The sequence below is a fragment of the Fundidesulfovibrio magnetotacticus genome (assembly GCF_013019105.1).
Classification (GTDB): Bacteria; Desulfobacterota; Desulfovibrionia; order Desulfovibrionales; family Desulfovibrionaceae; genus Fundidesulfovibrio; species Fundidesulfovibrio magnetotacticus.
Genome location: NZ_BLTE01000048.1, coordinates 1 through 931, shown reverse-complemented (window position 1 = coordinate 931; position 931 = coordinate 1). Strand labels below are relative to the sequence as shown.

At 62.9% G+C, this 931-nt stretch carries 1 protein-coding gene; it reads right to left on the bottom strand.

Going from position 1 to position 931, the window contains the following annotated elements; translation table 11 throughout:
* Positions 1 to 24: 24 nt before the first annotated feature.
* A partial coding sequence (locus NNJEOMEG_RS20235; protein ID WP_173087285.1) for an SLC13 family permease occupies positions 25 to 931 on the bottom strand: 907 nt, incomplete at its 5' end.

Sequence of the window (931 nt, the reverse complement as noted above, 5' to 3'; positions counted from 1 at the left end):
CCGGCCGGCGGGCGGCGTTTGTTCCTATTTCTTGGGGATGGCCCAGTCGGGCATGACGGAGAGGTCCACGCCCCAGACCAAGGGCATGAGGTAGTAGACCACCAGGGTGATCTGCACGATGCCCAGGAGGTTGAGCCAGAAGCCAGTTCGGGCCATCTGTCGGATGGTGACGGCCCCGGAGCCGAAGACCACGGCGTTTGGCGGCGTGGCCACGGGGAGCATGAAGGCGTAGGAGCAGGCGATGCACGCGGCCACGATGGGTCCGAAGGGGTGGATGTGCATGCCCACGGCGATGGCCCCCATGACGGGGATCATCAGTGTGGCCACGGCGGTGTTGGAAGTCACCTCGGTGAGGAAGATGTTGAGCGCCACGATGGCCGCGATGATCAGGATGATGTGCAGGCCTTCGAGCCCCGTGAGCTGTCCGGCGATGTACTTGGTGAGGCCGGTGGCCTGGAAGCCGTCGGCCAGGCAGAGGCCGCCGCCGAAGAGAATGATGACGTCCCAGGGGATCTTCACGGCGGTCTTCCAGTCCAGGAGGAACACGCCCTTCTTCATGTCGGACGGGATGATGAAGAGCAGCAGCGCTCCGGCGATGGCGATGGAGGCGTCCGTGACGCCTTTGAACATGGGAAGCTTCACCAAGCCCAGCAGAATCCACATGGAAGCCACCACGGCGAACACGGCGACAATGATCTTCTCTTCCTTTTTCATGGACCCGAGCTTGGCCATCTCCGCGTCGATAAGTTGCTTGCCCTTGCCCTGGAGGATGTCGCCCTGCACCCGGAAGAGCACCTTGGTGATCAGCAGCCAGGTGCAGATCAGGAAGGTGGCGGCCAGGGGGACGCCCACCTTCATCCAGTCGAGGAAGGTGATGGTCTGGCCGTACATCTTGTCGATCTGGGCCACCATGATGGTGTTGGGGGGCGTG